This is a genomic window from Kitasatospora phosalacinea (genome assembly GCF_000716545.1).
Lineage (GTDB): Bacteria > Actinomycetota > Actinomycetes > Streptomycetales > Streptomycetaceae > Kitasatospora > Kitasatospora phosalacinea.
Genome location: NZ_JNWZ01000026.1, coordinates 44,105 through 65,189, shown reverse-complemented (window position 1 = coordinate 65,189; position 21,085 = coordinate 44,105). Strand labels below are relative to the sequence as shown.

General features: G+C 73.9%; 23 protein-coding genes. 13 read left to right on the top strand and 10 right to left on the bottom strand.

Features of this window, described 5'->3' with window-relative positions:
* Window positions 1–495, top strand: coding sequence for a hypothetical protein (locus OO48_RS41030; protein WP_342449648.1), 495 nt, complete (start codon window positions 1–3; stop codon window positions 493–495).
* Here OO48_RS41030 and OO48_RS15410 read toward each other — a convergent pair.
* Together OO48_RS15410 and OO48_RS15405 are read right to left on the bottom strand one after the other, a co-directional pair.
* A complete protein-coding gene (locus OO48_RS15410) occupies window positions 479–1,084 on the bottom strand; it encodes an acyl-CoA-like ligand-binding transcription factor (protein WP_033216384.1) in 606 nt (201 codons plus the stop codon). The two genes, OO48_RS41030 and OO48_RS15410, sit on opposite strands and share 17 nt — an antisense overlap.
* A 42-nt stretch (window positions 1,085–1,126) precedes the next feature.
* Window positions 1,127–2,662 (bottom strand): MFS transporter, encoded by a 1,536-nt coding sequence (locus OO48_RS15405; RefSeq protein ID WP_051732160.1) that lies wholly within the window; start codon window positions 2,660–2,662, stop codon window positions 1,127–1,129.
* A gap of 470 nt (window positions 2,663–3,132) precedes the next feature.
* On the opposite strand from OO48_RS15405, the gene OO48_RS15400 reads away from it, so the two are divergent.
* Window positions 3,133–3,813, top strand: a complete 681-nt coding sequence (locus tag OO48_RS15400; RefSeq protein WP_051732159.1) for a hypothetical protein — start codon at window positions 3,133–3,135, stop codon at window positions 3,811–3,813.
* Window positions 3,810–4,019, top strand: a complete 210-nt coding sequence (locus OO48_RS36260; RefSeq protein ID WP_081952143.1) for a MerR family transcriptional regulator — start codon at window positions 3,810–3,812, stop codon at window positions 4,017–4,019. The genes OO48_RS15400 and OO48_RS36260 overlap by 4 nt, the downstream gene beginning before the upstream one ends.
* A gap of 663 nt (window positions 4,020–4,682) precedes the next feature.
* Here the strand turns inward: OO48_RS36260 and OO48_RS15395 are convergent.
* Entirely contained in the window at window positions 4,683–4,943 is a 261-nt protein-coding gene (locus OO48_RS15395; protein WP_033216383.1) for a hypothetical protein, read from the bottom strand.
* A gap of 351 nt (window positions 4,944–5,294) precedes the next feature.
* Here OO48_RS15395 and OO48_RS15390 point away from each other — a divergent pair, with 351 nt between their 5' ends.
* Both OO48_RS15390 and pntB read left to right on the top strand, forming a co-directional pair.
* Entirely contained in the window at window positions 5,295–6,854 is a 1,560-nt protein-coding gene (locus tag OO48_RS15390) for a Re/Si-specific NAD(P)(+) transhydrogenase subunit alpha (protein WP_033216382.1), read from the top strand.
* A 6-nt stretch (window positions 6,855–6,860) separates the two neighbouring features.
* Window positions 6,861–8,300, top strand: coding sequence for a Re/Si-specific NAD(P)(+) transhydrogenase subunit beta (pntB, locus tag OO48_RS15385; RefSeq protein ID WP_033216381.1), 1,440 nt, complete (start codon window positions 6,861–6,863; stop codon window positions 8,298–8,300).
* Between the two features lie 40 nt (window positions 8,301–8,340).
* Here pntB and OO48_RS15380 read toward each other — a convergent pair whose 3' ends face one another.
* Window positions 8,341–8,712: an STAS domain-containing protein gene (locus OO48_RS15380; protein WP_033216380.1), complete on the bottom strand. Its 372-nt coding sequence runs from the start codon at window positions 8,710–8,712 to the stop codon at window positions 8,341–8,343.
* A gap of 113 nt (window positions 8,713–8,825) precedes the next feature.
* Window positions 8,826–9,260, bottom strand: coding sequence for an Hsp20/alpha crystallin family protein (locus tag OO48_RS15375; protein ID WP_033216379.1), 435 nt, complete (start codon window positions 9,258–9,260; stop codon window positions 8,826–8,828).
* 111 nt (window positions 9,261–9,371) lie between these two features.
* Between OO48_RS15375 and OO48_RS15370 the strand changes: the two genes are divergently transcribed.
* Both OO48_RS15370 and OO48_RS15365 read left to right on the top strand, forming a co-directional pair.
* Window positions 9,372–10,106, top strand: a complete 735-nt coding sequence (locus tag OO48_RS15370; protein WP_245194657.1) for a hypothetical protein — start codon at window positions 9,372–9,374, stop codon at window positions 10,104–10,106.
* Window positions 10,081–10,287 carry a hypothetical protein gene (locus OO48_RS15365; protein WP_033216377.1) on the top strand — a complete coding sequence of 69 codons (207 nt, stop codon included), beginning with the start codon at window positions 10,081–10,083 and terminating at the stop codon, window positions 10,285–10,287. Before OO48_RS15370 ends, OO48_RS15365 begins: the two co-directional genes overlap by 26 nt.
* Before the next feature lie 107 nt (window positions 10,288–10,394).
* Here the strand turns inward: OO48_RS15365 and OO48_RS15360 are convergent, their stop codons facing one another.
* Window positions 10,395–10,922, bottom strand: a complete 528-nt coding sequence (locus OO48_RS15360; protein ID WP_033216376.1) for a ferredoxin family protein — start codon at window positions 10,920–10,922, stop codon at window positions 10,395–10,397.
* Between the two features lie 789 nt (window positions 10,923–11,711).
* Window positions 11,712–12,776 (bottom strand): Scr1 family TA system antitoxin-like transcriptional regulator, encoded by a 1,065-nt coding sequence (locus tag OO48_RS15355; RefSeq protein ID WP_051732158.1) that lies wholly within the window; start codon window positions 12,774–12,776, stop codon window positions 11,712–11,714.
* 145 nt (window positions 12,777–12,921) lie between these two features.
* Between OO48_RS15355 and OO48_RS15350 the strand changes: the two genes are divergently transcribed.
* The 6 genes from OO48_RS15350 (at window position 12,922) to OO48_RS15325 (ending at window position 16,690) form a co-directional block, all read left to right on the top strand.
* Entirely contained in the window at window positions 12,922–13,440 is a 519-nt protein-coding gene (locus OO48_RS15350) for a hypothetical protein (RefSeq protein ID WP_033216375.1), read from the top strand.
* Between the two features lie 39 nt (window positions 13,441–13,479).
* The gene (locus OO48_RS15345) at window positions 13,480–13,689 is read left to right on the top strand and encodes a hypothetical protein (protein WP_033216373.1); all 210 of its coding nucleotides are present in this window, start codon (window positions 13,480–13,482) and stop codon (window positions 13,687–13,689) included.
* A gap of 71 nt (window positions 13,690–13,760) precedes the next feature.
* Window positions 13,761–13,976, top strand: coding sequence for a hypothetical protein (locus OO48_RS37425; RefSeq protein WP_033216370.1), 216 nt, complete (start codon window positions 13,761–13,763; stop codon window positions 13,974–13,976).
* Between the two features lie 54 nt (window positions 13,977–14,030).
* A complete protein-coding gene (locus tag OO48_RS15335; RefSeq protein ID WP_033216368.1) occupies window positions 14,031–14,486 on the top strand; it encodes a VOC family protein in 456 nt (151 codons plus the stop codon).
* A 312-nt stretch (window positions 14,487–14,798) separates the two neighbouring features.
* On the top strand, window positions 14,799–16,046 hold the full coding sequence (locus OO48_RS15330; protein ID WP_209439489.1) for a sensor histidine kinase: 1,248 nt from the start codon (window positions 14,799–14,801) through the stop codon (window positions 16,044–16,046).
* Complete coding sequence (locus OO48_RS15325) at window positions 16,031–16,690, top strand: LuxR C-terminal-related transcriptional regulator (protein ID WP_033216366.1); 660 nt, start codon at window positions 16,031–16,033, stop codon at window positions 16,688–16,690. The genes OO48_RS15330 and OO48_RS15325 overlap by 16 nt, the downstream gene beginning before the upstream one ends.
* A 4-nt stretch (window positions 16,691–16,694) precedes the next feature.
* On the opposite strand, the gene OO48_RS15320 is transcribed toward OO48_RS15325, so the two are convergent.
* The 3 genes from OO48_RS15320 to OO48_RS15310 all read right to left on the bottom strand — a co-directional run bounded on the left by OO48_RS15320 (window position 16,695) and on the right by OO48_RS15310 (window position 20,902).
* Window positions 16,695–17,366 carry a response regulator gene (locus tag OO48_RS15320; RefSeq protein WP_033216362.1) on the bottom strand — a complete coding sequence of 224 codons (672 nt, stop codon included), beginning with the start codon at window positions 17,364–17,366 and terminating at the stop codon, window positions 16,695–16,697.
* 16 nt (window positions 17,367–17,382) lie between these two features.
* A complete protein-coding gene (locus tag OO48_RS15315; protein WP_033216428.1) occupies window positions 17,383–18,630 on the bottom strand; it encodes a sensor histidine kinase in 1,248 nt (415 codons plus the stop codon).
* 82 nt (window positions 18,631–18,712) lie between these two features.
* Window positions 18,713–20,902, bottom strand: coding sequence for an MMPL family transporter (locus tag OO48_RS15310; RefSeq protein WP_033216361.1), 2,190 nt, complete (start codon window positions 20,900–20,902; stop codon window positions 18,713–18,715).
* Between the last annotated feature and the right edge of the window lie 183 nt (window positions 20,903–21,085).

The window sequence follows — 21,085 nt, the reverse complement described above, 5'->3', positions numbered from 1 at the left end:
GTGCGGCAGCCGCCCGCGCAGGCGGCGCCCACCCGGCAGCCGAAGCAGGTGCAGGTGCGCGCCGAACCGGCCCTGGAGTACGACGCCTGGGAACGGGACGCGCTGGTCGGCGCGGACGACTCGGCCCCCGCCCCGTTCTGGCGCGACTGGTACGCCCGACCCGCCCCGTACCGGCGCCTGTCCGACCTGCGCGGCCGGGTCGCGGTGTACGGAGGCACCGAGGACCGGACGGCCCCGCCCCGCCACTCCCGCCGGTCCCACCTGCTGCACCGAGCCGCGACCGCCGCCGGCCTGGAGTCCCGGCTGACCGTCCACCCGCACCTCGGCCACCTGCTGTCACCGCACGGCGTCCGAGCTGCGCACGTACGGGCCGTTCGATCCGGGCTTCCTGCGTTCGGTGGTCGGCTCGGTGGGCGAACTGCTGCACACCGAGCACCGGTTGGCCTGAGTACGGCGAGCCGCCGCCCCGGAAGGCAATTCAGCCGCCGGGGGTGAACTCCTCCCGCAGGACGGCGAACGCCCGGTCGATCAGCTCGGGCAGCTCGGTGCCCTCCGGGTTCTCCGCCCAGACCCGGATCGCGGTCGCGGCGGCCGTCAGGCAGGCCCCCACCACCACCTCCAGCCGCAGGTCGTCGGGCGGGCCGCCGGCCGCCTTGGTCAGGGCCTCGACCACGTGCCGCTGGGTCTGGTTCTGGTTCTCCCACAGCCGGGCGCGCAGCGCCGGGGTCTCCAGGATCAGCCGGTACCGGGCGAGCAACGCCTCCCGGTCCGCCGCGTACACCTGGGCCAGGCCGCCGCCGAACGCCTGGCGGATCTTCTCCACCACCGGCTCCGCGGCCGGCCGGGAGGCCACCAGCTCACCGATCATCGGGTCGTAGTCGTCGCCCGCCGCCACCTCCTCCTTCGTCCGGAAATGCCGGAAGAACGTCATGTGCGAGACTCCGGCCGCCGCCGCGATCTCCTCCACGGTGGTGGCGTCGAAACCCTTCTCCAGGAACAGGCGGATCGCCTGCTCCTGGATCGTCTTGCGAGTGGCGGCCTTCTTGCGCGCCCGCCAGTCCGCAGGCCCCTCAGCAGCTGTCATGCGGCGATTATCCGGCCCGCCCGGGGTGCCCGCGCCACGCCGTCACGCCGTCACCGGCCGCCCGGACGCCGCACCGGGCACCGTGCCGGCGGCCCGGGCCGGCAGGAAGCACAGGCAGAGCACCGCACCGAGCAGCACCACCGCGGCGCAGCTGAGCATCACCACCGCCATCGCGTCGGCGAACGCCGACCCGGCGGCCGCCTGCAGCCCGGCGCCCTGCTCGCCCATTCCGCTCGCGACGGCGGCGGCGGCCATCACCGACTCCCGGGCGGCGTCGGCGGCCGACTCGGGCAGCCCCGTCAGGGCCGAGCCCAGCCGGTCGACGTAGACCGCGGACATCGCGCTGCCGAGCACCGCGATCGCCAGCGCGCCGCCGACCTGCCGCAGCGTGTTGGTCACCGCCGCGCCGGCCCCCGCCTCGTCGCCGACCTCGGCCGTGACGGCGTCCATCGCCGGGGCCATCGCGGCACCGACGCCGAGCCCGGCCAGGCCCAGGCCGGTGGCCGTCACGCCGTAGCCGGTGTCCGGTGCGGCCCGGGAGAGCACCACCAGGCCGACCGCGATCACCACCAGGCCGCCGGCCACCGCCAGCTTGGTGCCGATCAGCCTGTCCAGCGGACCGGCCACGCCGCCGGCCACCAGCAGCCCGCCCATCAGCGGGACCAGTCGCAGGCCGGTGCCGAACGCGTTGTTGCCCTGGACGGCCTGGAGGAACTGCGGCACCACAAACAGAACGCCGAACAGCGCGACCGAGACCGCGACCGCCGCCATCGTCCCCCAGGTGAACCTGGCGTTCCGGAACAGCCCGGGGTCGACCAGGCGGTCCGTCACCCGGCGCTCCCACCACAGGAACAGCGCCAGCAGCAGCACCGACCCGGCCAGCAGCCCGACCGTCCGGACCGAGCCCCAACCGACCTCCGGCGCGCTGATGAACCCGTAGACCAGCGCCACCACGGCCCCCACCACGAGCACCGCGCCGACCGCGTCCAGCCTGGGCGCGGCGGGGTTGACCGACTCGCGCAGCAGGACCGCGCCCGCCACCACCGCGACGGCCACCACCGGGACGTTGATCCAGAAGACCGAGCCCCAGTAGAAGTGCTCCAGCAGGAAGCCGCCGACGATCGGGCCGAGCGGCAGGCCGCCCGCGATGGCCGCGGTGATCACCGCGATGGCCTTGGGCCGGTCCGCGTCCGCGAAGGTGGCCGCCACGAAGGCGAGCGTCAGCGGCATCACGATCGCCGCGCCGCCGCCCATCAGGGTGCGGGCCGCGATCAGCGACCCCATCGAGCCCGCCAGCGCCGACCACGCCGAGGCCGCCAGGAAGACCACCAGCCCGGCGAGCAGGATCCGCTTGCGGCCGTAGCGGTCACCCAGCAGGCCGGCCGGGAGCATCGCGCCGGCGAAAGCGAGCGAGTACGAGTCGACGATCCACTGCAGTTCGGCGGTGTCGGCGTGCAACGACTCGGAGATGGTGGGCAGCGCGACGTTGAGGATCGTGATGTCCAGGCTGACCACGAGCGTGGCCAAGCAGAGCACGCCCAGCATCCACCACTGCCGGACGGAGCCGCGGTCTTCCATGACGCCTCCATAAGGTTAGTGACTAACATGTTAGTCACTAACCTTATGGACCGGCAAGCAACAAGTCGGCGAGTAACCCTCGAGGCATGCCCATGTCATTCATGTGACTGGCATCACTGTCGTGATGGTATTAATGCTTCGGCCGCGACGTTCAAGCGGCATCTATGCTCTGGCCACGGCACGAGCACACGGGGGAAGAGCGCTCATGGACTCACGGCAGGCATGTCCATTCGAATACGACAATCGGGCGGTTGCGTCACCGAGGCGGCGCCGCCCCCCGGGCAGGGAATAGCCGCTCCCCCGACCGCCCGGCGCGACACCTTCGGACGGATTTCACGCACCGGCCATTCAGCGGAATCCACCACACCCGCGGGCCGTGGTTTCCTTATGCGTGTTCTCGTTCCTTTTCCACATGTCGCCCCACGTTCTGTGGCTCCCGTTTTAACGGTTCGACGAAACGGACTAGCAACGTGAAGTCAAGCACCCAATTCCGTCCGACAAGCACGCACCGGACGGCCGCGCCCCGCACCCGCGCGGCCGCGGCTCCTGCCACCCGGCACCGCACCGCCCCCGCCGGCTGGAGTTCGCGGCTCCAGCGCGACCTGGCGGCCCTGCCCGGACTGTTCGAGGAGTGCGCGCTCGCCCTCGCCCCGCCGGCCGGCCGGCCCAAGGAGCGGGTCAGCGGCACCCGCGGCACCGGCCCGCCGCTCGACGAGGCCGCGCTGGCGGCCCGGACCGAGATGCTCGCGGTCCTGCGCTGCTGGACCGCCCTGGTGGTGGGCGAGCACCGCTCCAAGACCCCCGAGCAGCAGACCGTCCCGGCGCTGGTCCGCTTCCTGACCGACCACCTCGACTGGCTGGCCGCCCACCCGGCCGCCACCGACTTCGCCGACGAGGTCACCGCCCTGGTCGCGTCCGCCGACCGGGCCGCCCACCCGGACACCGCCGTCCGGCTCGAACTCGGCCCCTGCGTCCAGCCCGGTTGCGACGGTGTCATGTTCTCCACCATGCGGGCCGAGGACTCCGCCCCGATCCGGAAGATACGCTGCGGCGCCGGGCATTTCTGGCCGCCGCACCAATGGCTGCTGCTGTCTCGCGGAATCCACCCCGCCGCCGGGGTGCGCGCAGCAGGGAACGGGGAACAGGAATGACGGAGACCAACAGCCGGAGAACGCGTCGGCGCACCGTGCCGACCAATCTCGCCGCAATGGCGAGCGGGGTCGCCGAATCGACCATCCGGAAATGGGCGAGCCGCGGGAAACTCACCCGGTACGGCCGCCCCGGACGAGCCGAATACGATCTCGACGAACTCCTGGAACTCGCACTGACTCGCACGCATTCCAGTCGCACCACCTGATCGCACCGCATCGGGGAAACCACCGGGAATCCACCCGGAAGAGAACTCCGAATCACCCTCCCAGGTAAAAGGGAGGATTCAGCGGCCCCGAGCGCCGGATTCCCTCCGGGGTTCCGGGCGACCGCGGAACGCATCCGCCTCCGCCCGCACCCCCGGTGCGGGCCGGGCGTCCGCCCTCGGCCCCGGGCCGGGGCGGCGTTCCCGGCTCCGTTCGACCGCCACCGGACCGCGGCCCGCCGGAGGAGCGCTCCGCGCTCCACCGCGAGGCCCCGCGCCGGAGCCGCCACAGGCGAGCGGTTCCGCGAAAGCCGCGGATTCGGCCGGAAATGATACTGACTAACATTTTCTGGACGACACATCGCGACCGCCGTCGGCGTTTTCCCCGGCCCCGACCCGCCCCTCGACCGGGCCGCGCGATCGGCCGGGAGCCCGTCAAGGCATTCGCGGGCCCCCGCGGCCCCGCCCACCGGCGGTCCCCCGGCCCCCCGGCCCCCGCGGACCGCCCGGCAGTCGCGACACGCCCGTCCAGCAAGCGAGACCTGCCAGGTAAATTCCGACACATCGGCCTGTTTCCGAATCACCCTCCGTAACGGGGCCCGTGCCCGGAGGCACCCGCCCCGATCGCACCGCGGCGCCGACGCCGCGTCAGGGTGCCCGTGCCGCTCACGCGGTGCCGCCGCGGCCCGTTCCGACCCGGCCGGTGCCCAGTGCCTCCGAGGTCAGGGGCGTCGGGGCCTGACTCCTGGCGGGGTGCGGCCAGTCGGGGACGTCGCGGACGTGGACGCGGTCGTCGCACCAGGCGCACTCCCACTCGCCGAGGTCGATGTCGTAGGCGAGGCGGCCGCAGTGGACGGGGATCGGCTGGCTGCCGAGGAAGGTGGTGCCCCAGTCGGCGCGCCGCGGGGTGGGGTTGCTGTCGGTCATGGGAGGCAGCGTGCCAGGCGAGACTGACGATCAGTCAGCGGCGGGCGGGCGGGGCGGCCCCGCTCACCTCCGGGTCCGGCCCGGTCGCGTCCGTCTGGGGAGGTCTCCTCGGTCACCGTTCGGGTCTTCGACGGTTCGCGCGGCGTCCGGCCCCCGGCCCCGTGCCCGGTCGGGGCGGGTCGGCGGGTGGCGGTGTAGTCCGGTCGGTGGGAGTTGTGGTGACACATTTCACCGTTCGCCCCGTTCTGCCGGAGGGGGTCGGGAGTCTAGGTTCCTGCGACCAGGGGAAGTACTTCCCCTTCGTCACGGAACACGTCCGGCACCACCTCCTCCGACGAGAGAGAACGAGCGATGTCTGGATACGACTCCTCACCCCGCCCGCCCCAACGGGTCGGCGTGGCCGCCGAGTCCGAACCCGGGGAGACCCGGGTGGCGGCGACCCCGGCCACCGTGCGCGGTCTGCTGGCCCTCGGCTACGACGTGGTCGTCGAACCGGGGGCCGGTGCGGCGTCCGGGTTCGACGACGCGGCGTACGAGGCGGCGGGTGCCGCCGTCGGGGACGCCTGGGCCGCCGACGTGGTGCTGAAGGTGAACGCGCCGTCGGACGCCGAGGTGGAGCGGCTGCGCGAAGGCGCCACCCTGGTGGGGCTGTTGGCGCCGGCGCAGCGGCCCGAGCTGCTGGCGGCGCTGGCGGCGCGCGGGGTGACGGCGCTGTCGCTGGACGCGGTGCCGCGGATCTCCCGGGCGCAGTCGATGGACGTGCTCAGTTCGATGGCCAACATCGCCGGGTACCGGGCCGTGATCGAGGCGGCGCACGCCTTCGGGCGGTTCTTCACCGGACAGGTCACCGCGGCCGGGAAGGTCCCGCCGGCGAAGGTGCTGGTGGCGGGTGCGGGCGTGGCCGGGCTGGCCGCGATCGGTGCCGCGTCCAGCCTCGGCGCGATCGTCCGGGCCACCGACCCGCGCCCCGAAGTCGCGGACCAGGTACGGTCGTTGGGCGGCGAGTACCTGGCCGTGGAGGCCGCCCAGGAGGCGAGCTCCGACGGGTACGCGAAGGCCACCTCGGCGGACTACGACCGGGCCGCCGCCGCGCTGTACCGGGCCCAGGCGGCGGACGTGGACATCGTCGTCACCACCGCGCTGATCCCCGGCCGGCCCGCGCCGAAGCTGCTCACCGCCGAGGACGTGGCGGCGATGAAGCCGGGCAGCGTGGTGGTCGACATGGCGGCCGCGCAGGGCGGCAACGTGGCCGGCACGGTGCCCGGGCGGACGGTGGTCACCGACAACGGGGTGACCCTGATCGGCTACACCGACCTGGCGTCCCGGCTGCCCGCGCAGGCCTCGCAGCTGTTCGGCACCAACCTGGTGAACCTGCTGAAGCTGCTCACCCCGGGCAAGGACGGGCAGTTGGCGATCGACTTCGAGGACGTGGTGCAGCGCGCGGTGACGGTCGTCCGCGACGGGGAGACCACCTGGCCGCCCCCGCCGGTCGCCGTCTCGGCGGCGCCCGCCGCCGCGCCCGCCGCTCCCCCGGCTGCGGCGCCCGCCCCCGGGCCTTCGCGGATGACGCCAGCCGTCCGGTTCGGGCTGATCGGCGCCGGGATGCTCGCGCTGTTCCTGCTGGTCGCCTTCGCACCGCCCCAACTGGCGGAGAACTTCACGGTTTTCGCGCTCGCCGTGGTGATCGGCTACTACGTGATCGGCAAGGTCCACCACGCCCTGCACACCCCGCTGATGTCGGTGACCAACGCGATCTCCGGGATCGTCGTGATCGGCGCGCTGCTGCAGATCGGGCACGAGAGCACCCTGGTCACCGTGCTGTCCTTCGTGGCGATCCTGCTGACCAGCGTGAACGTCTTCGGCGGTTTCGCCGTCACCCGCCGCATGCTGAGCATGTTCTCGAAAGGCTGAGCCGAGATGACGTCCCTCACCGCCGCGCACGCCGCGGACCTGGTCGCCGCCCTGCTGTTCATCCTCAGCCTGGCCGGCCTCTCCCAGCACCGCACCTCCCGGGCCGGCGTCGTCTACGGCATCGCCGGCATGGCCCTCGCCCTGACCGCCACGGTCGTGGTCGCCTCCCGTTCGATCAGCGCGGGCGCCGTCGCGCTGATCCTGCTCGCGATGGCGCTCGGCGCCGCGATCGGCCTGTGGCGGGCCCGCCGGGTCGAGATGACCGAGATGCCGGAGCTGATCGCCGTCCTGCACAGCTTCGTCGGCCTGGCCGCCGTGCTGGTCGGCTGGAACAGCTACCTGGAGGTGGAGCGGCACGGCGCCGCCCAGACCTCCGTGGCCGCCGACCTGCTGTCGATCCACCACGCCGAGGTGTTCATCGGCATCTTCATCGGCGCGGTCACCTTCACCGGCTCGATCGTCGCCTACCTGAAGCTCTCCGCCAAGATCGCCTCCCGCCCGCTGGTGCTGCCCGGCAAGAACGCTCTCAACCTGGGCGCGCTCGGCGCCTTCGTCGCGCTCACCGCCTGGTTCACCGCCTCGCCCTCCCTCGGCCTGATGGTCGCCGTCACCGTGCTCGCCCTGCTGCTCGGCTGGCACCTGGTCGCCTCCATCGGCGGCGGCGACATGCCGGTGGTGGTCTCCATGCTCAACAGCTACTCCGGCTGGGCGGCCGCCGCCGCGGGCTTCCTGCTCGACAACAACCTGCTGATCGTCACCGGCGCGCTGGTCGGCTCCTCCGGCGCCTACCTCTCGTACATCATGTGCAGGGCGATGAACCGGTCCTTCCTGTCCGTCATCGCGGGCGGCTTCGGCATCGAGGCCCCCGCGAGCGGCGACGCCGAACAGGGCGAGCACCACGAGATCAGCGCCCGGGAGACCGCCGAACTCCTCGCCGCCGCCGAGTCCGTCGTCATCACCCCCGGCTACGGCATGGCCGTCGCCCAGGCCCAGCACCCCGTCGCCGACCTCACCCGCCGCCTGCGCGAACGCGGCGTCGAAGTCCGCTTCGGCGTCCACCCGGTGGCCGGCCGCCTGCCCGGCCACATGAACGTGCTGCTCGCCGAGGCCAAGGTCCCCTACGACATCGTCCTGGAGATGGACGAGATCAACGACGACTTCGCCCGCACCTCCGTCGTCCTGGTCATCGGCGCCAACGACACCGTCAACCCCGCCGCCCTCGACGACCCCGCCAGCCCCATCGCCGGCATGCCCGTCCTCAAGGTCTGGGAGGCCGAACGCGTCGTCGTCTTCAAACGCTCCATGGCCTCCGGCTACGCGGGCGTCCAGAACCCGCTCTTCTTCCGCGACAACACCAGCATGCTCTTCGGCGACGCCAAGCAGAGCGTCGACCAGATCCTCCAGTCCCTCGACACCCCCGACCCGGCCCTCGCCGCCCGGCCCTGAGCCCGGGCCCTCCCGCCGGCCGGCCCCCGAGCGGGGCCGGTCAGGTGTCGGGGCCGGCTCCCGGCGGCCCGGCCGCTGGGCGCGCCGCGCAGACCACGGGGACGCGCGCGGCCGGGCGCGGCGCGAGGCTGTCGTCCAGGCCGGTGAGTTCCAGCAGGCGGGCGACGGGTGGGCCCACTCCGCGCAGGGCGAGGCGGGCGCCGTTCCGGTCGGCCAGGGCGCGGGCGCCGAGGAGGACGCGCAGGCCCGCGCAGTCCATGAAGGTGACGGCGGAGAGGTCGAGCACCACCTCCGGGTGCGCGGCCAGGGCGCGTGCCAGTTCGCGGCCGACCCCGGGGGCGGTGTCGAGGTCGATCTCGCCGCCGGCCCGCACCAGGGCGGGGGCCGCCGCGTGGTCCGATCCGTCCGTCATGGGCTGCTCGCTGTTCACGGTCGGCCCGTACGGGGGTGCGGGCCGGTGGGCGGAGGGTCCGGGCCGCGCCGTGCCCGCGGGTACGGCGCGGCCGGGCCCGGACCAGGCCCGGGTCAGGCCCGGATCTCCTTGCGGGTGCCGCTGTGCGCGACTGCCACCTTGCGGGGCTTGGCCTTCTCCGCGACCGGGATGCGGAGCGTCAGCACGCCCTCCTCGTAGTCGGCGGTGATGCCCTCCGGGTCGAGGGTGTCGGAGAGCATGACCTGGCGGGAGAAGACGCCGAGCGGCCGTTCCGACAGCTCCCACTGCACGTCGTCGCCCTGGTGGCGGGGCCTGCGCTCGGCCTTGACGGTCAGCATGTTGCGCTCGACGTCGATGTCGATCGCCTCCGGGTCCACCCCCGGCAGGTCGAAGCAGATCACGTACTCGTCGCCGGCCCGGTACGCGTCGAGCGGCATCGGGGTCGGACGCGACCAGGTACCGGTCGAACCCAGGAACTGCTGGGTCAGCCGGTCGAGTTCGCGGAAGGGGTCGGTGCGCAGCAGCATCGCGAAACACCTCCAGTCGGATCGAAGAGTGCCGGTGCACATCACCTGGATCCGTTGTAACACGTCATCGGATGGATGACAAAACAGGGGTGTCGTCATTAGGGTGACAACATGACTCGAAAGCCGCCCACCGACCGCACGCCGGTCGACCGAGCACCGGTCGGCCGCGAGCCCACAGGCCGTACGCCCGCCGAGCCGGTGCCGCTGCTCGCCGCAGCGGCGGCGCTGGCCGCCATCGACGACGCCGTCCGCACCGCCCGGCAGCCCGGAGCGGCGGCGGCCGCCGGGCGCCCGGAGTCCGGCCCCGGGGCCGACACCGGCCCCGAACCGGCCCTCGCCGCCCTGCTCCTGCTCCGCGAGCTCCGCACCCAGCTCGCCGGGTGGGAGGCCGGCCTGGTGGAGGACGCCCGCGCCGCCGGCGCCACCTGGGCCGACCTCGCCCACCCGATGGGGGTGGCCAGCCGCCAGGCCGCCGAGAACCGCTACCTGCGGCTGCGCCGCGCCGGGGCCGCCCTCGCCGCGGAGACCGGCGCCGAGCGCGTCAAGGCCGTCCGCGACCACCGGGCCGCCGAGCGCTCCGTGAGCGCCTGGGCCCGCGAGCACGCCGCCGAGCTGCGCGTCCTGGCCGCCCAGCTCACCGGGCTCGGCCTCGGCCCGGGCGCCCGCCCCGCCCAGGAGACGCTCACCGCCGCCCTCGGCACCGCCGACGCCGCCGACCTGCTCGCCCCGCTCAGCGACATCCGCCCCCACCTCGGCGCCGGCCACGCCCACCTCGCCACCCGCCTCGACGCCCTGGCCGACCGCACCGGCCGACTCCGCGATGCCAGCAACCGGCGCCGCGCCTGACCCCGCCACGGCCGCACCGGCCGTCCCCGGGGCCTCCGACGTCCACTGGGAGCGACTGCTGGACGGGCTGGAGCAGACGCGGGCCCGGCTCCGCTCCGACACGGCGGCCGCCCTGACCGCCCTCGACACCCGACTCGCCCGACTCGCCGCCCTGCGCGAGCAGTTGGCCGGACGCCCCTGACCCCGCGCCGAGCGGCGGGCCACGGGCGGGGAGGGTTCCGGCGGAGGCGGGCGGTGCCGGGTCTGCGGTGGATCCGGGCGGGACGCGGGGTGCCGGCCGGACAGGGTCTAGAGCGGGGGCAGCCGGTCCGTGGCCCTGGGCGGGCGGCGTTCCTCCAGCCAGAAGAGGTAGGCCCGGAGGTGGTCGGCCAACTCGCCTTCCAGGTAAGCGGCGTAGTCCTCGGCGGCGGCGGCCACGCCCTGCCGCGCCTTCGCGTCGAAGTCCTCCCAGTCGGCGCGCCGGTCCACCAGGTACTCCCCGATCCGTCCCCGGTCGCGCCACCACTCCCGGACCGCCGCCGGCGTCCAGTGGTCGTCGCCGTCGCAGCCGTACCCGGAGAACGCCTCGGCCTCGGCGGCGTCGGCCGGCCGCCGGAGCTCCCGTTCGGTCCGGGGCTGCCGGTACACGTACTCGGTGAAGTGGTCGGCCTCGTAGAGGACGAGTTCCGGGGCGTGCAGGCGGCCGGTGCCGCAGTTGTCCGTGTCGGCTCCGTAGAACGGGCCGGGCACGTTGAGCCACTGCCGGTCGGCCCAGCGGCCCCGGAACTCCCCGCGCGCGTCGCCGAGCAGGGGAACCGGGTCGAAGTAGGGCTCCACGGTGGAAGGTTGGCCGCTGCGACCGGGGCCGCACCGGGCCCGTCCCGGCCTCGGCCGCGCGGCCGCCGCGTCAGGCGCGCCGCTCCGCTTCGGGGACCAGCCCGGGGAACAGCTCGGGGAGAACCTCGCGGAAACTCCCCTGCCGGGCCCGCGAGAAGACCTTCTCGACGGGGTCCACCCGCACCGCTCCTTCCCCGCCCCGGGCACCGCTCGGCTCCCGGCCGCACCGCAGCGGACGGGTCACCGCACCGATCATGCCCTGTCGGCAGCGCTCGGCGGGCCCGTACGGCGGGCTCCGCGCGGCCCGGGCGCAGGCGCGGAAAGCCGGTGCCACCCTGCCCGGTTGACCCTGTCCTTGGCGCGATTCCACACCTGATCAGCAGAGCGAGGGGCTCTCGCCGGGATCCGGGCCGTCCCCGAGTTGCGGAGCGGGCACCGGGCGGGAGCCCGAGGTCACGAGGAACGGGGTGGCGGTGGTGAGCCCGACGGTCAGATCCGTTCTCGGATAAGCATCTCCGGTCCGTTCTCGACCCGTGGCCGGCCGGCCCTGAACGCGCCCGGCCGCCACCGGTACGTCGCCCGCCGAGATCCCCCGGCAGAGGGCGCTTCGGGCGCGCGCCACCGCCTCCCCGGCGCGTCGCGTCAACTCGGCTCCGGATTGCGGAACGTGACAGCCCGTCGGAGTCACGTCCCTCCGCCCGGTCACCGCACCGCTTCCCGCCGATGCTGTTGCTGCTGCACGAACAGGACTCGAGTCGGGCGAGCGACGGAGCAGTTCGGCCCGGACCCTCAGATCCCGCCGAACCCTCCACGCCCGGCCGCCTCGACGAAGGCGCTCCAGGCGGCGGGAGAGACGGACAGAACGGGGCCCTGCGGATCCTTGCTGTCCCGAACGAGCACGGCGCCGTGCGAACCCGCCAGGTTCAGGGCGGGCTGTACGCAGTCTCCGCCGTTGTGGTCGCTGTACGAGCTGGACTTGAACCAAGCGAGCGGCCGGAGCGGTTCGATGTCGGATCGCTGTGCGGACATGGAGTTGACCAGTCCTTTCATGACTTGGCGGATCAGCGCGGCCGAATCCGGAACGGAGAGCACATGGCCGCGAAGCCAATCATAGGCGCGGGAGTAATACGTGATCTCGTCCGGATCAGTGGTGAAGTGCCCGGAAGTCAGGCTCTCCGAGTAGAGGTGCCGCTGCCCGTCAGGCATGGTCAGCAGGGTGAATGACGTGCCAGCAGGAGTGCGGTCGCCAAGCTCCAGCGGAGCGACCTGAATCACGATGTTGGGCCGACGCATCAGGGCCAGCAGGTGATCGAGTTGACGGTGCATCACCTGGGGCCCTCCTACCGCACGCCGGATCACCGCTTCGTCGAGGACAACGGAGAGCAGAGGGCCGTCATCGGCCAGGAAGCGAGCCTGACGACTGATTCGAGCGGCGACTCTCGCCTCGATCCAGTCGGGAGTGGGGTTGATCTGCCTCCGCTTGAAAACCGCTGCCGCGTATCCGGGCTCCTGGCACGGACCGGGAATCAGACTGATCGAGTACCGCCGCACTTCCTCCGCCCGCGCCTCGCGCTCGGCGAACACCTGGAACCACTCGGGGTGCGCCACCTCCCGGTACCAGCCCACGCGGCCGTAGGCGTTGACCAGAAGCCCGTCCGCGCCGAGGAGTCGGTCGATCCGGTGGACCATCTCCACGGCCGGGACCCGTTCGCCCGACTCGAAGCGGCTGATGAGCGAGGGGTCGCAGTGCACTTCCCGGGCCAGCCCGGCCTTCTTGAGGCCGGCCTTCTCCCGGAACACCTCCAGCAGCCAACCGAAAGCGGCCGGGGTCATGTCCGCCGGGCTCTCGCCCACCTCCCCAGCGCGACGCGCCAACTCCGCTCCCCGGATGGATCATGACACTCCGCCAATGTCAGGCTTCCCCTCCTGTTCACCGTACCGCTTTCCGCCGATGCTGGTTACGCACCGACGAGAACATGGAGACAGGCGGTGACCATCGATGGGCAATTCCCTGCTCGACCGGCTGGAGAGGCAGGACCGTGCCTTCGCGCACAAGGTGCGCGACGCGGTACGGGAGGCCCTCCGCTCGGCGGGCCTGAAGCTGCCGTCGCTGGCGGTGGAGAGGACCGTCACCGGCGGGTACCTGGTGCAGCTCGGTGGCGTCACCCCGGAGGTGGCGAGCGAGTTGGCCACCCTGGTCTGGACGGGCGCTCCCTACGTGCACGCCGTGCGCGGCGGGGAGTTCACCGGAACGAGCAGGATCGAACTTCCCTACGAGCAGGGTGAGTTGCTGGTCGACACGGTGACCGGGCGGGTCGGCGAGTTCTCCCGCGTGACCGAGCAGGGCGAACTGCTCCTCCTCCCCGTCGGCAAGGGCGGGGGCGAAAACGGGGGCGGGGTCGGAAACGGGGGCGGGGGCGAGCCCTGGCCGGTCGACCGGTGCGGGGTGCGCCACCCCGCGTTCGCGGACCTGGTGCGGGCGGGAATCACCCGGCCCGCGCGGCGGTCGGCGAACTGATCGATCTCCGTCCGCATCGATCCCGAGACGAGGAAGCAAGTGCTCCACACCGGAAAGCCGTTGGAGGACACCGACGTCCTCCGGCGGTTCCCGCGCGGCGGGTTCACCGAGATCGAGCAGGCCGCCGATCCGCTGGAACAGGCGTTCAGGGCCGCCCGGTTGGACCAGCCGGCCGAGTCGCTGGTCCAACCGGCCGATCCGGGTGGCGAGTTGCCCACCGCGCTCCCGACGCCGGGCGCCGCCTCGTGAGCGGCGCGTCACGGCGGCGGGCCTGGTAGATCGCCGAGCGGCTCTCGCAAGCCGGCGGTGGGGAGGCCCGGTTGACCACCACCCCGACCGGCTACCGGATCACCCTCGCGATCAACCGGCCCGGCGGTCCGGGCGGTTCCGGCGACCACCGGGCCGTCCTGGCGGCGCTCGCCCTCGGCGACCGCTGGGGGCACGACTACTCCCCGCCGTCCCGCGACCACGGCACCGCCCGCGAACTGGTCTGGAGCGAGGTGCACGGCGATCCCCGCAGCTCGGACGGGAGTTGAGCAGGGCCGCGACCCGGCGGGTCGGTCGTCGGACCCGTCTGGGACGCTGCCCGGATGGAGACGACGCTGCAACTGACGATCGACTGCGCCGACCCGCAGCGGATGGTGGCTTTCTGGGCGGAGGCCCTGGGTTACGTGCCGGAACCCCCGCCGGAGGGGCACGCCACCTGGCGGGCCTACTGGGCGGCGCTGGGGGTGCCCGAGGAGGAGCTGCCGGCCGGGGCCGGGGACGTCCCGGAGTCGATCGTCGATCCGGCGGGGCACGGGCCGCGGGTGTGGTTCCAGCAGGTTCCGGAGCCCAAGACCGGCAAGAACCGGTGGCACTTCGACCTGAAGGTCGGTGGCGGCCGCGACGTCCCCCGGGAGGTCCGGGTGCGGCGGGTCGAGGCCGCGGTGGAACGGCTGGTCGAGGCCGGGGCGACGGTGCTGCGGATCAAGGACGAGCCGGACTCGGGGCTGTACGCCGCCGCGATGCGGGATCCCGAGGGCAACGAGTTCGACGTCGTCTGAGGGGTGCCGTCCGAGCGGGGCCGGGCCGGCGGACGGGCGGGGCCGGGCCGGCGGACGGGCGGGGTGGGGCCAGGCCCACCCGGTCGTGCGGGTAGGCCCATGTCGGGGCGGGCGGGCGGTCCGTAGCGTCGGGAGGGTCGGGAGGGCCGGGAACGCGCGGTTCGGGTGCTCCCGGCCGGCAGGATCGATCACCGCTGTGAAGGGAACCGGTCGATGAGCGGGACGGGCAGGACGGGCGGGACGGGTGGGGCGTCGGGGGGCGGGCTCCTGCGGTGGGGGGCGGCGGTCGGGGCCGGGTTGTGGCGGTCGGCCGTGCTGGTGGGGCTGACCTGCCTGTTCGCGCTGGTGGCGGTGCCGGTGGGGTGGGCGGGGTCGTCGCTGGTGTACTCGTGGTCGGCGGGGATGACGGCGGCGTGGCCGCTGCGGGCGCTGGCGGTGTTCGGGGAGACGCTGCTGGTGGTCGTGTGGGTGGCGGTCGCGGTGTGGACGGTGCACCCGTTCACCAGCCGGGCGCTGGCGGGGGCGGCCCGGCGGTGCGCGGGGCGCTGGCTGGGGCTGGAGTCGGCGGTGGCGTACCGGGAGCCGAGGCCGGTGACCAGGATGGCCACCGGGTTCTGGTGGGACGGGCAGGAGTACCACAGGTCCGAGCGGGAGGCCCGGCGCCGGGCCCGGGTGCACGCCAGGTTCCACGATCCGCAGCTGCACTGGGACGGGGTGTGGATGCTGGCGGCGTCGGTGACGGTGCTGCCGGTCGCGGCGCTGCCGCTGCTCGCGCTGGTCCTGGGTGCGGTGCTGATCGCCGGTCAACCGCTGTTCGGCGCAGCGCTGTCGGCGGCCGGCCTGGTGGCGGCGCCGTTCGCCTGGCGGGTGCTCGGGCCGGTCGGCCGGCCGCTGCTGGGGCCGGTGACGTCGACCCGGCTGGGCTGGCGGGTGGCCGAACTGGAGGAGATCCGGGCGGACTTGACGCAGACCCAGGCCGCCGAGCTGGAGCGGATCGAGCGCGGCCTGCACGACGGCGCGCAGGCCCGGCTGGTCGCGCTGGGCATGTCGATGGGCGCGGCCGAGCACCTGGTGGACAGCAACCCGGAGGCGGCGAAGCGGCTGCTCGCCGAGGCCCGGGCCAACTCCGCCGGGGCGCTGGCCGAGCTGCGGGCGCTGGTGCGCGGCATCAACCCGCCGGTGCTGGTGGAACGCGGCCTGGTGGACGCCGTCCGGGCGCTGGCCCTGGACGCGGTGGTCGAGGTGGACGTGGTCAGCCGGGTGCCGGCCCGGCCCGAGCGGCCGGTCGAGGCGGCGCTGTACTTCTCGGTCGCCGAACTGCTCACCAACGCCGTCAAGCACGCGCACGCCGAGCGCGTCGGCGTCGAACTGTCGTACGCGGCACGGACGCTCACTGCTACCGTGAGCGACGACGGGACCGGCGGGGCCGCCGCGACCCCCGGCTCCGGGCTGGACGGCGTGCGGCGCCGGATGGCGGCCTTCGGCGGGCGCCTGGAGATCGACAGCCCCGTCGGGGGACCAACCCGTATCACTGTGGCGGTGCCGTGCGAATTGTCGTAGCCGAGGACCTGTTCCTGCTCCGGGACGGGATGGTGCGCCTGGTCGAGGCGTACGGCCACCAGGTGGTGGCGGCCGTCGACAACGGGCCGGCCGCACTGGAGGTGCTGCTCGCCCACCGGCCGGACGTGGCGATCGTCGACGTCCGGTTGCCCCCGGCCTTCTCCGACGAGGGCCTGCAGGCCGCGCTGACCGCGCGCCGGGCGGTGCCGGGGCTGCCGGTGCTGATCCTGTCGCAGCACGTGGAGCAGCTGTACGCGCGCGAGCTGCTCGCGGACGGGCACGGCGGCATCGGCTACCAGCTCAAGGACCGGGTGCTGGACGCCGGGCAGTTCATGGACGCCGTCCAGCGGGTCGCCGACGGCGGGACGGCGCTGGACCCGACGGTGGTCGCCAAGCTGCTGGGCCGGCCGATGCGCGCGGACCCGCTGGCCGCGCTGACCGAGCGGGAGCGCTCGGTGCTGGCGCTGATGGCCGAGGGGCTGTCCAACGCGGCGATCGCGGGCCGGCTGTTCCTCTCCGAGGGGTCGGTCAGCAAGTACACCACCGCGATCTTCGCCAAGCTCGGCCTGGCCGACGACCAGGACACCAACCGCCGGGTGCGGGCCGTGCTGGCCTACCTGGGGGCGGAGCAGGGCGGACGGTGACGCGTCACGCGCTCCCCGGCCGGACCAGGCCGGTCTCGTAGGCGATGACGACCAGCTGGGCGCGGTCCCGGGCGCCGAGCTTGGTCATGGCCCGGTTGACGTGGGTCTTGGCGGTGAGCGGGGTGACGAACAGCCGCTCGGCGATGTCGTCGTTGGACAGGCCGGCCGCGACCAGGGCGACCACCTCCCGCTCGCGGGCGGTGAGCACGTCGAGCCGGGGCAGCGCGGCGCGGCGGCCGGGGTCGGGCTGGGCGAGGAAGCGGCCGATCAGGGCCTTGGTGGCGGCCGGGGAGAGCAGCGAGTCGCCGGCCGCCACGACCCGGATGGCGTCCAGCAGCTCCTCCGGGTCGATGCCCTTGCCGAGGAAGCCGCCGGCTCCGGCGCGCAGGGCCTCGGCCACGTACTCGTCGTTCTCGAAGGTGGTGAGGATCAGGACCTTGACGCCGGCCAGGTCCTCGTCGGCGGTGATCAGCTTGGTCGCGGCGAGGCCGTCCAGGTCGGGCATCCGGATGTCCATCAGGACCAGGTCGGCGCGCCGGGAGCGGGCGAGCGCGACGGCCTCCCGGCCGGTGCCGGCCTCGCCGACCACCTCCAGGTCGGGGGCGGAGTCGATCAGCAGCCGGAAGGTGCCGCGCAGCAGGGCCTGGTCGTCGGCGAGCAGGACTCGGACGGTCATGGGCGGGAGCCCTCTCTCATGGTCGGGGGCACGTGCGGCCGGTGGCGGCGGGCAGCGGCAGTTCGGCGTGGACCCGGAAGCCCCGGCGGGGGCGGGGCCCCGCGGTGAGGGTGCCGCCGGCCGCGCGGGCCCGTTCGTGCATGCCGATCATGCCGTGCCCGGTGCCCTCGCCCGCACGTGCCCCGTCGCCCCCGTCGCCCCCCTCGCTCGCGCCGTCCCCGTCGCTCGTGCCGCGGCCGTCGTCCTCGACGGTGACCCGCAGTCGCTCGGGGGCGAAGTCGAGGCGGACCCGGGCGGTGGCGGGCCCGGCGTGCTTGTGGGTGTTGGTGAGGGCTTCCTGGATGATCCGGTAGGCGGTCAGGTCGGTGATCGGCGGGAGGTCGGCGGGGGCGCCGGAGCGTTCCAGGGCGACGGGCAGGCCGGAGTGCCGGAAGGCGTCGAGCAGGTCGTCGAGCCCGGCCAGGCCGGGAGCGGGTTCGCGGGGCGCGGCCTGGTCGCCGCTGTGGCGCAGCAGTCCGACGGTGGCGCGGAGTTCGTCGAGGGCGGCGCGGCTGGTGTCGCGGATGCGTTCCAGGGCCTGGTAGGCGTGTTCGGGGTCGGTGCGCATCAGGTGGTGGGCGACGCCGGCCTGGGCGTTGACCAGGGTGATGTGGTGGGCGACCACGTCGTGCAGTTCGCGGGCGATCCGCATCCGCTCCTCGGTGACCCGGCGGCGGGCCTCGTCCTCGCGGGTGCGTTCGGCGCGTTCGGCGCGTTCGACGGCGGAGGCGAGCAGTTCGCGGCGGCTGCGGACGGCGTCGCCGATCGCCACCGACAGGCAGGGCCAGGCGATCAGGCCGAGGTTCTGCGGGAGTTCCTCCAGGCCGGGGCGGACGATCAGCGCGGTGAGGGTGAGCGCGGCGGCCGCGCAGCAGCCGGTGCGCCAGGCGGTGCGCCGGTCGGTGCGGGTGCCGACGGCGTACAGCGCGAAGCCGACGGCGAACATGGAGATCCCGAGGGACTCCGGCCGCCGCCCCGGGGAGAGCGGGAGCAGCAGCAGTTCGACCACGCCGACCGCGACGGTGGCGGCGGCCACCTGCACCGGCCACCGGCTGCGGACCAGCAGCGGCAGGCAGGACAGCAGCAGGAACAGCAGGTAGCCGGGGATCGAGGCGTCGCGGTGGTAGGCGGTGGCCGCCGTGACGGGCGCGGCGATCAGGAAGCAGGCCAGCGCCAGCGCCACGTCGGTCCGTCGCGGCCGTCCGCCGCACCACCGTCTGAGCATCTCCACCGTTCGCACTCCTTCACCGTACGCACCGTACGCAGCGGGCCCGACCGGTGGCGGTGACCGGCCGGGCCCGCGGGGGTCAGCGCCGGGCGTCCGCGAGCTCGGGTTCCCGGACGGGGGCCGGGTCGGGCTCGCCCTCGACGGAGACGTGCGGCAGCAGGCGGTCGAGCCAGCCGGGCAGCCACCAGTTGGCGGCGCCGAAGCGGTGCATCAACGCGGGGACGAGGACCATCCGCAGCACCAGCACGTCGAGCAGGACGGCCAGGGCCAGGCCGAGTCCGAACTCGGCGATCATGCGCTGGCCGCCGAACAGGAAGGCGGCGAACACGCAGGCCATGATGACGGCGGCGGCGGTGATGACCTGGCCGGTCTCGCCGTGGCCCACCCGGACGGCGCGGTGGTTGTCCCGGGTGTGGGTCCACTCCTCGTGCATCCGGCTGATCAGGAAGACCTGGTAGTCCATCGAGAGGCCGAACAGGATCGCGATGATCATCACGGGGGCGAAGGCCTCGACCGGCCCGGCCGCGCCCGCGCCGAGCGCCTCGGAGCCCCAGCCCCACTGGAACACCGCGACGATCGCGCCGAACGCCACGCCCATGGTGAGCAGGTTCATCGCGACGCCGATCAGCGGCACCAGCAGGCTGCGGAAGGCCACCATCATCAGCAGGCAGCCCAGGCCGACGATGATCCCGATGAACAGCGGCAGCTTGGAGATCAGCACGTCCGCGAAGTCCGCGGAGATGGCGGTGGCGCCGCCGACGTGCACCTGCAGGCCGGTGCCGGCCTCGGCGGCGGGGACGGTGTGCTCGCGCAGTTCGGTGATCAGCTCGGAGGTCTTCGCGGACTGCGGGGAGGTGGTCGGCACCACCTGGACGATGCCGACCCGCTGCCCGTCCTTCATCGGCGCGGCCGCGACCTGCGCGACGCCGTCCAGGCCCTTCAGCCGGTCGACCAGGCTGTCCAGCGCGGCCCGGTCGGCGGCGGCGGGGGCCTCGGCGACCAGCAGCAGCGGGCCGTTGGAGCCGGGGCCGAAGCCCTCGGCCATCAGGTCGTACGCCTGCCGGGAGGTGCTGGACTTCGGGTTGTTGCCCGCGTCCGAGCTGCCCAGGCGCAGCGACAGCACCGGCAGCGACACGGCGAGCATCAGCACCAGGGCGACCAGCGCCCTGCCGGTGGGCCGGGCCTGCACCTTGGCGGCCCAGCGCGGCCAGAACCCGGTGGTGTGCTCCTCGCCGGGGCCCTGCTCGGCCAGGCGGCGGCGCTGGGCGCGGCTGAGCACCCGCAGCTTCAGCAGGCCGAGCATCGCGGGCAGCAGGGTGACCGCGGCGAGCACGGTCAGGGCGACGGTGAGCGCGGCGGAGACCGCCATGCCGTTGAGGAAGCCCATGCCGAGGATCAGCATGCCGAGCAGCGCGATCACCACGGTCAGGCCCGCGAACAGCACGGCCCGGCCGGAGGTGTTCAGCGCCTTCGCGGAGGCGTCCTGGACGCTCAGGCCCGCCATCAGGCCCTTGCGGTGCCGGTTGACGATGAACAGCGCGTAGTCGATGCCGACGCCGAGGCCGACCAGCACGCCCAGGGTGGGCGCGACCGAGGCGATGCTCATGCCGTGGCTGAGCAGCCCGGTGCCGATCACGCCGGTGCCGACGCCCGCGACGGCGGTGAGGACGGGCAGCGCGGCGGCCCAGGCGGAGCGGAACACCAGGGTCATCACGACCAGCGCGGCGACGATGCCGATGATCTCGCTGAGGCCGCCCATCTCGGTCTCGGTGTTCTGCACGGCCTGCCCGCCCAGCTGGACGTCCAGCCCGTCGGTGCGGGCCTGCTTCGCGAGGTCGATGACGTGCTCGACGTCGGCCTTGGGGACGGCGCGCGCGTCGCCGGTGAAGGTCACCTGGGCGTACGCGGTGGTGCCGTCGGCGCTGATCTGCCGGGCGCCGCGCTCGGCGTACGGGCCGGAGACCGAGGCGACGGACGGGCTGTGCGCGATGGCGTCCAGCGCCGCGGTCATCCGCTCCTTGACGGCGGGGTCGTCCACCGTGCCGGTCGCGGTGCGCCACACCACGGTGTCGGTGTCGCCGGCCGCGGCGGGCATCTGCTCCTTCAGCAGCTCCAGCGCCCGGCTGGACTCGGTGGCGGGCATCGACATGCTGTCGCTGTACTTGGTGCCGACCGCGCCCGAGACCGCCCCGAGGCCGACCAGCAGGCCCAACCACAGCAGCACGGTGACGAGCCGGTGCCGGTGGCACCAGCGTGCGAGGACGGACATGCGCGACTCCCCTTTTCGGCCTTCTCCCGGTCTCCCCCACCCTCCCCCGCGGCCCCGCCCGGCGTCGTCCCCCGTCCGCGGACACCCGGCGTACCGCGTCCGCGGTACCCGGCCGCCGCCCGCTACCGCGTCCGTGGACCGCCGGGGCGGGGACCGCGCAGCTGATCCTCCGTCAGGCGGAGT

What these genes read in the sequence shown, in the direction of transcription:
- pntB (WP_033216381.1), top strand. Translation starts at nt 6,861, where the DNA reads ATGACGTCCCTCACCGCCGCGCACGCCGCGGACCTGGTCGCCGCCCTG.
- OO48_RS15375 (WP_033216379.1), bottom strand. Translation starts at nt 9,260, where the DNA reads ATGCTGCTGCGCACCGACCCCTTCCGCGAACTCGACCGGCTGACCCAG.
- OO48_RS15380 (WP_033216380.1), bottom strand. Translation starts at nt 8,712, where the DNA reads ATGACGGACGGATCGGACCACGCGGCGGCCCCCGCCCTGGTGCGGGCC.
- OO48_RS15350 (WP_033216375.1), top strand. Translation starts at nt 12,922, where the DNA reads ATGGGCAATTCCCTGCTCGACCGGCTGGAGAGGCAGGACCGTGCCTTC.
- OO48_RS15410 (WP_033216384.1), bottom strand. Translation starts at nt 1,084, where the DNA reads ATGACAGCTGCTGAGGGGCCTGCGGACTGGCGGGCGCGCAAGAAGGCC.
- OO48_RS15405 (WP_051732160.1), bottom strand. Translation starts at nt 2,662, where the DNA reads ATGGAAGACCGCGGCTCCGTCCGGCAGTGGTGGATGCTGGGCGTGCTC.
- OO48_RS15370 (WP_245194657.1), top strand. Translation starts at nt 9,372, where the DNA reads ATGACTCGAAAGCCGCCCACCGACCGCACGCCGGTCGACCGAGCACCG.
- OO48_RS15395 (WP_033216383.1), bottom strand. Translation starts at nt 4,943, where the DNA reads ATGACCGACAGCAACCCCACCCCGCGGCGCGCCGACTGGGGCACCACC.
- OO48_RS15335 (WP_033216368.1), top strand. Translation starts at nt 14,031, where the DNA reads ATGGAGACGACGCTGCAACTGACGATCGACTGCGCCGACCCGCAGCGG.
- OO48_RS15365 (WP_033216377.1), top strand. Translation starts at nt 10,081, where the DNA reads ATGCCAGCAACCGGCGCCGCGCCTGACCCCGCCACGGCCGCACCGGCC.
- OO48_RS15310 (WP_033216361.1), bottom strand. Translation starts at nt 20,902, where the DNA reads ATGTCCGTCCTCGCACGCTGGTGCCACCGGCACCGGCTCGTCACCGTG.
- OO48_RS36260 (WP_081952143.1), top strand. Translation starts at nt 3,810, where the DNA reads ATGACGGAGACCAACAGCCGGAGAACGCGTCGGCGCACCGTGCCGACC.
- OO48_RS15320 (WP_033216362.1), bottom strand. Translation starts at nt 17,366, where the DNA reads ATGACCGTCCGAGTCCTGCTCGCCGACGACCAGGCCCTGCTGCGCGGC.
- OO48_RS15315 (WP_033216428.1), bottom strand. Translation starts at nt 18,630, where the DNA reads ATGCTCAGACGGTGGTGCGGCGGACGGCCGCGACGGACCGACGTGGCG.
- OO48_RS15390 (WP_033216382.1), top strand. Translation starts at nt 5,295, where the DNA reads ATGTCTGGATACGACTCCTCACCCCGCCCGCCCCAACGGGTCGGCGTG.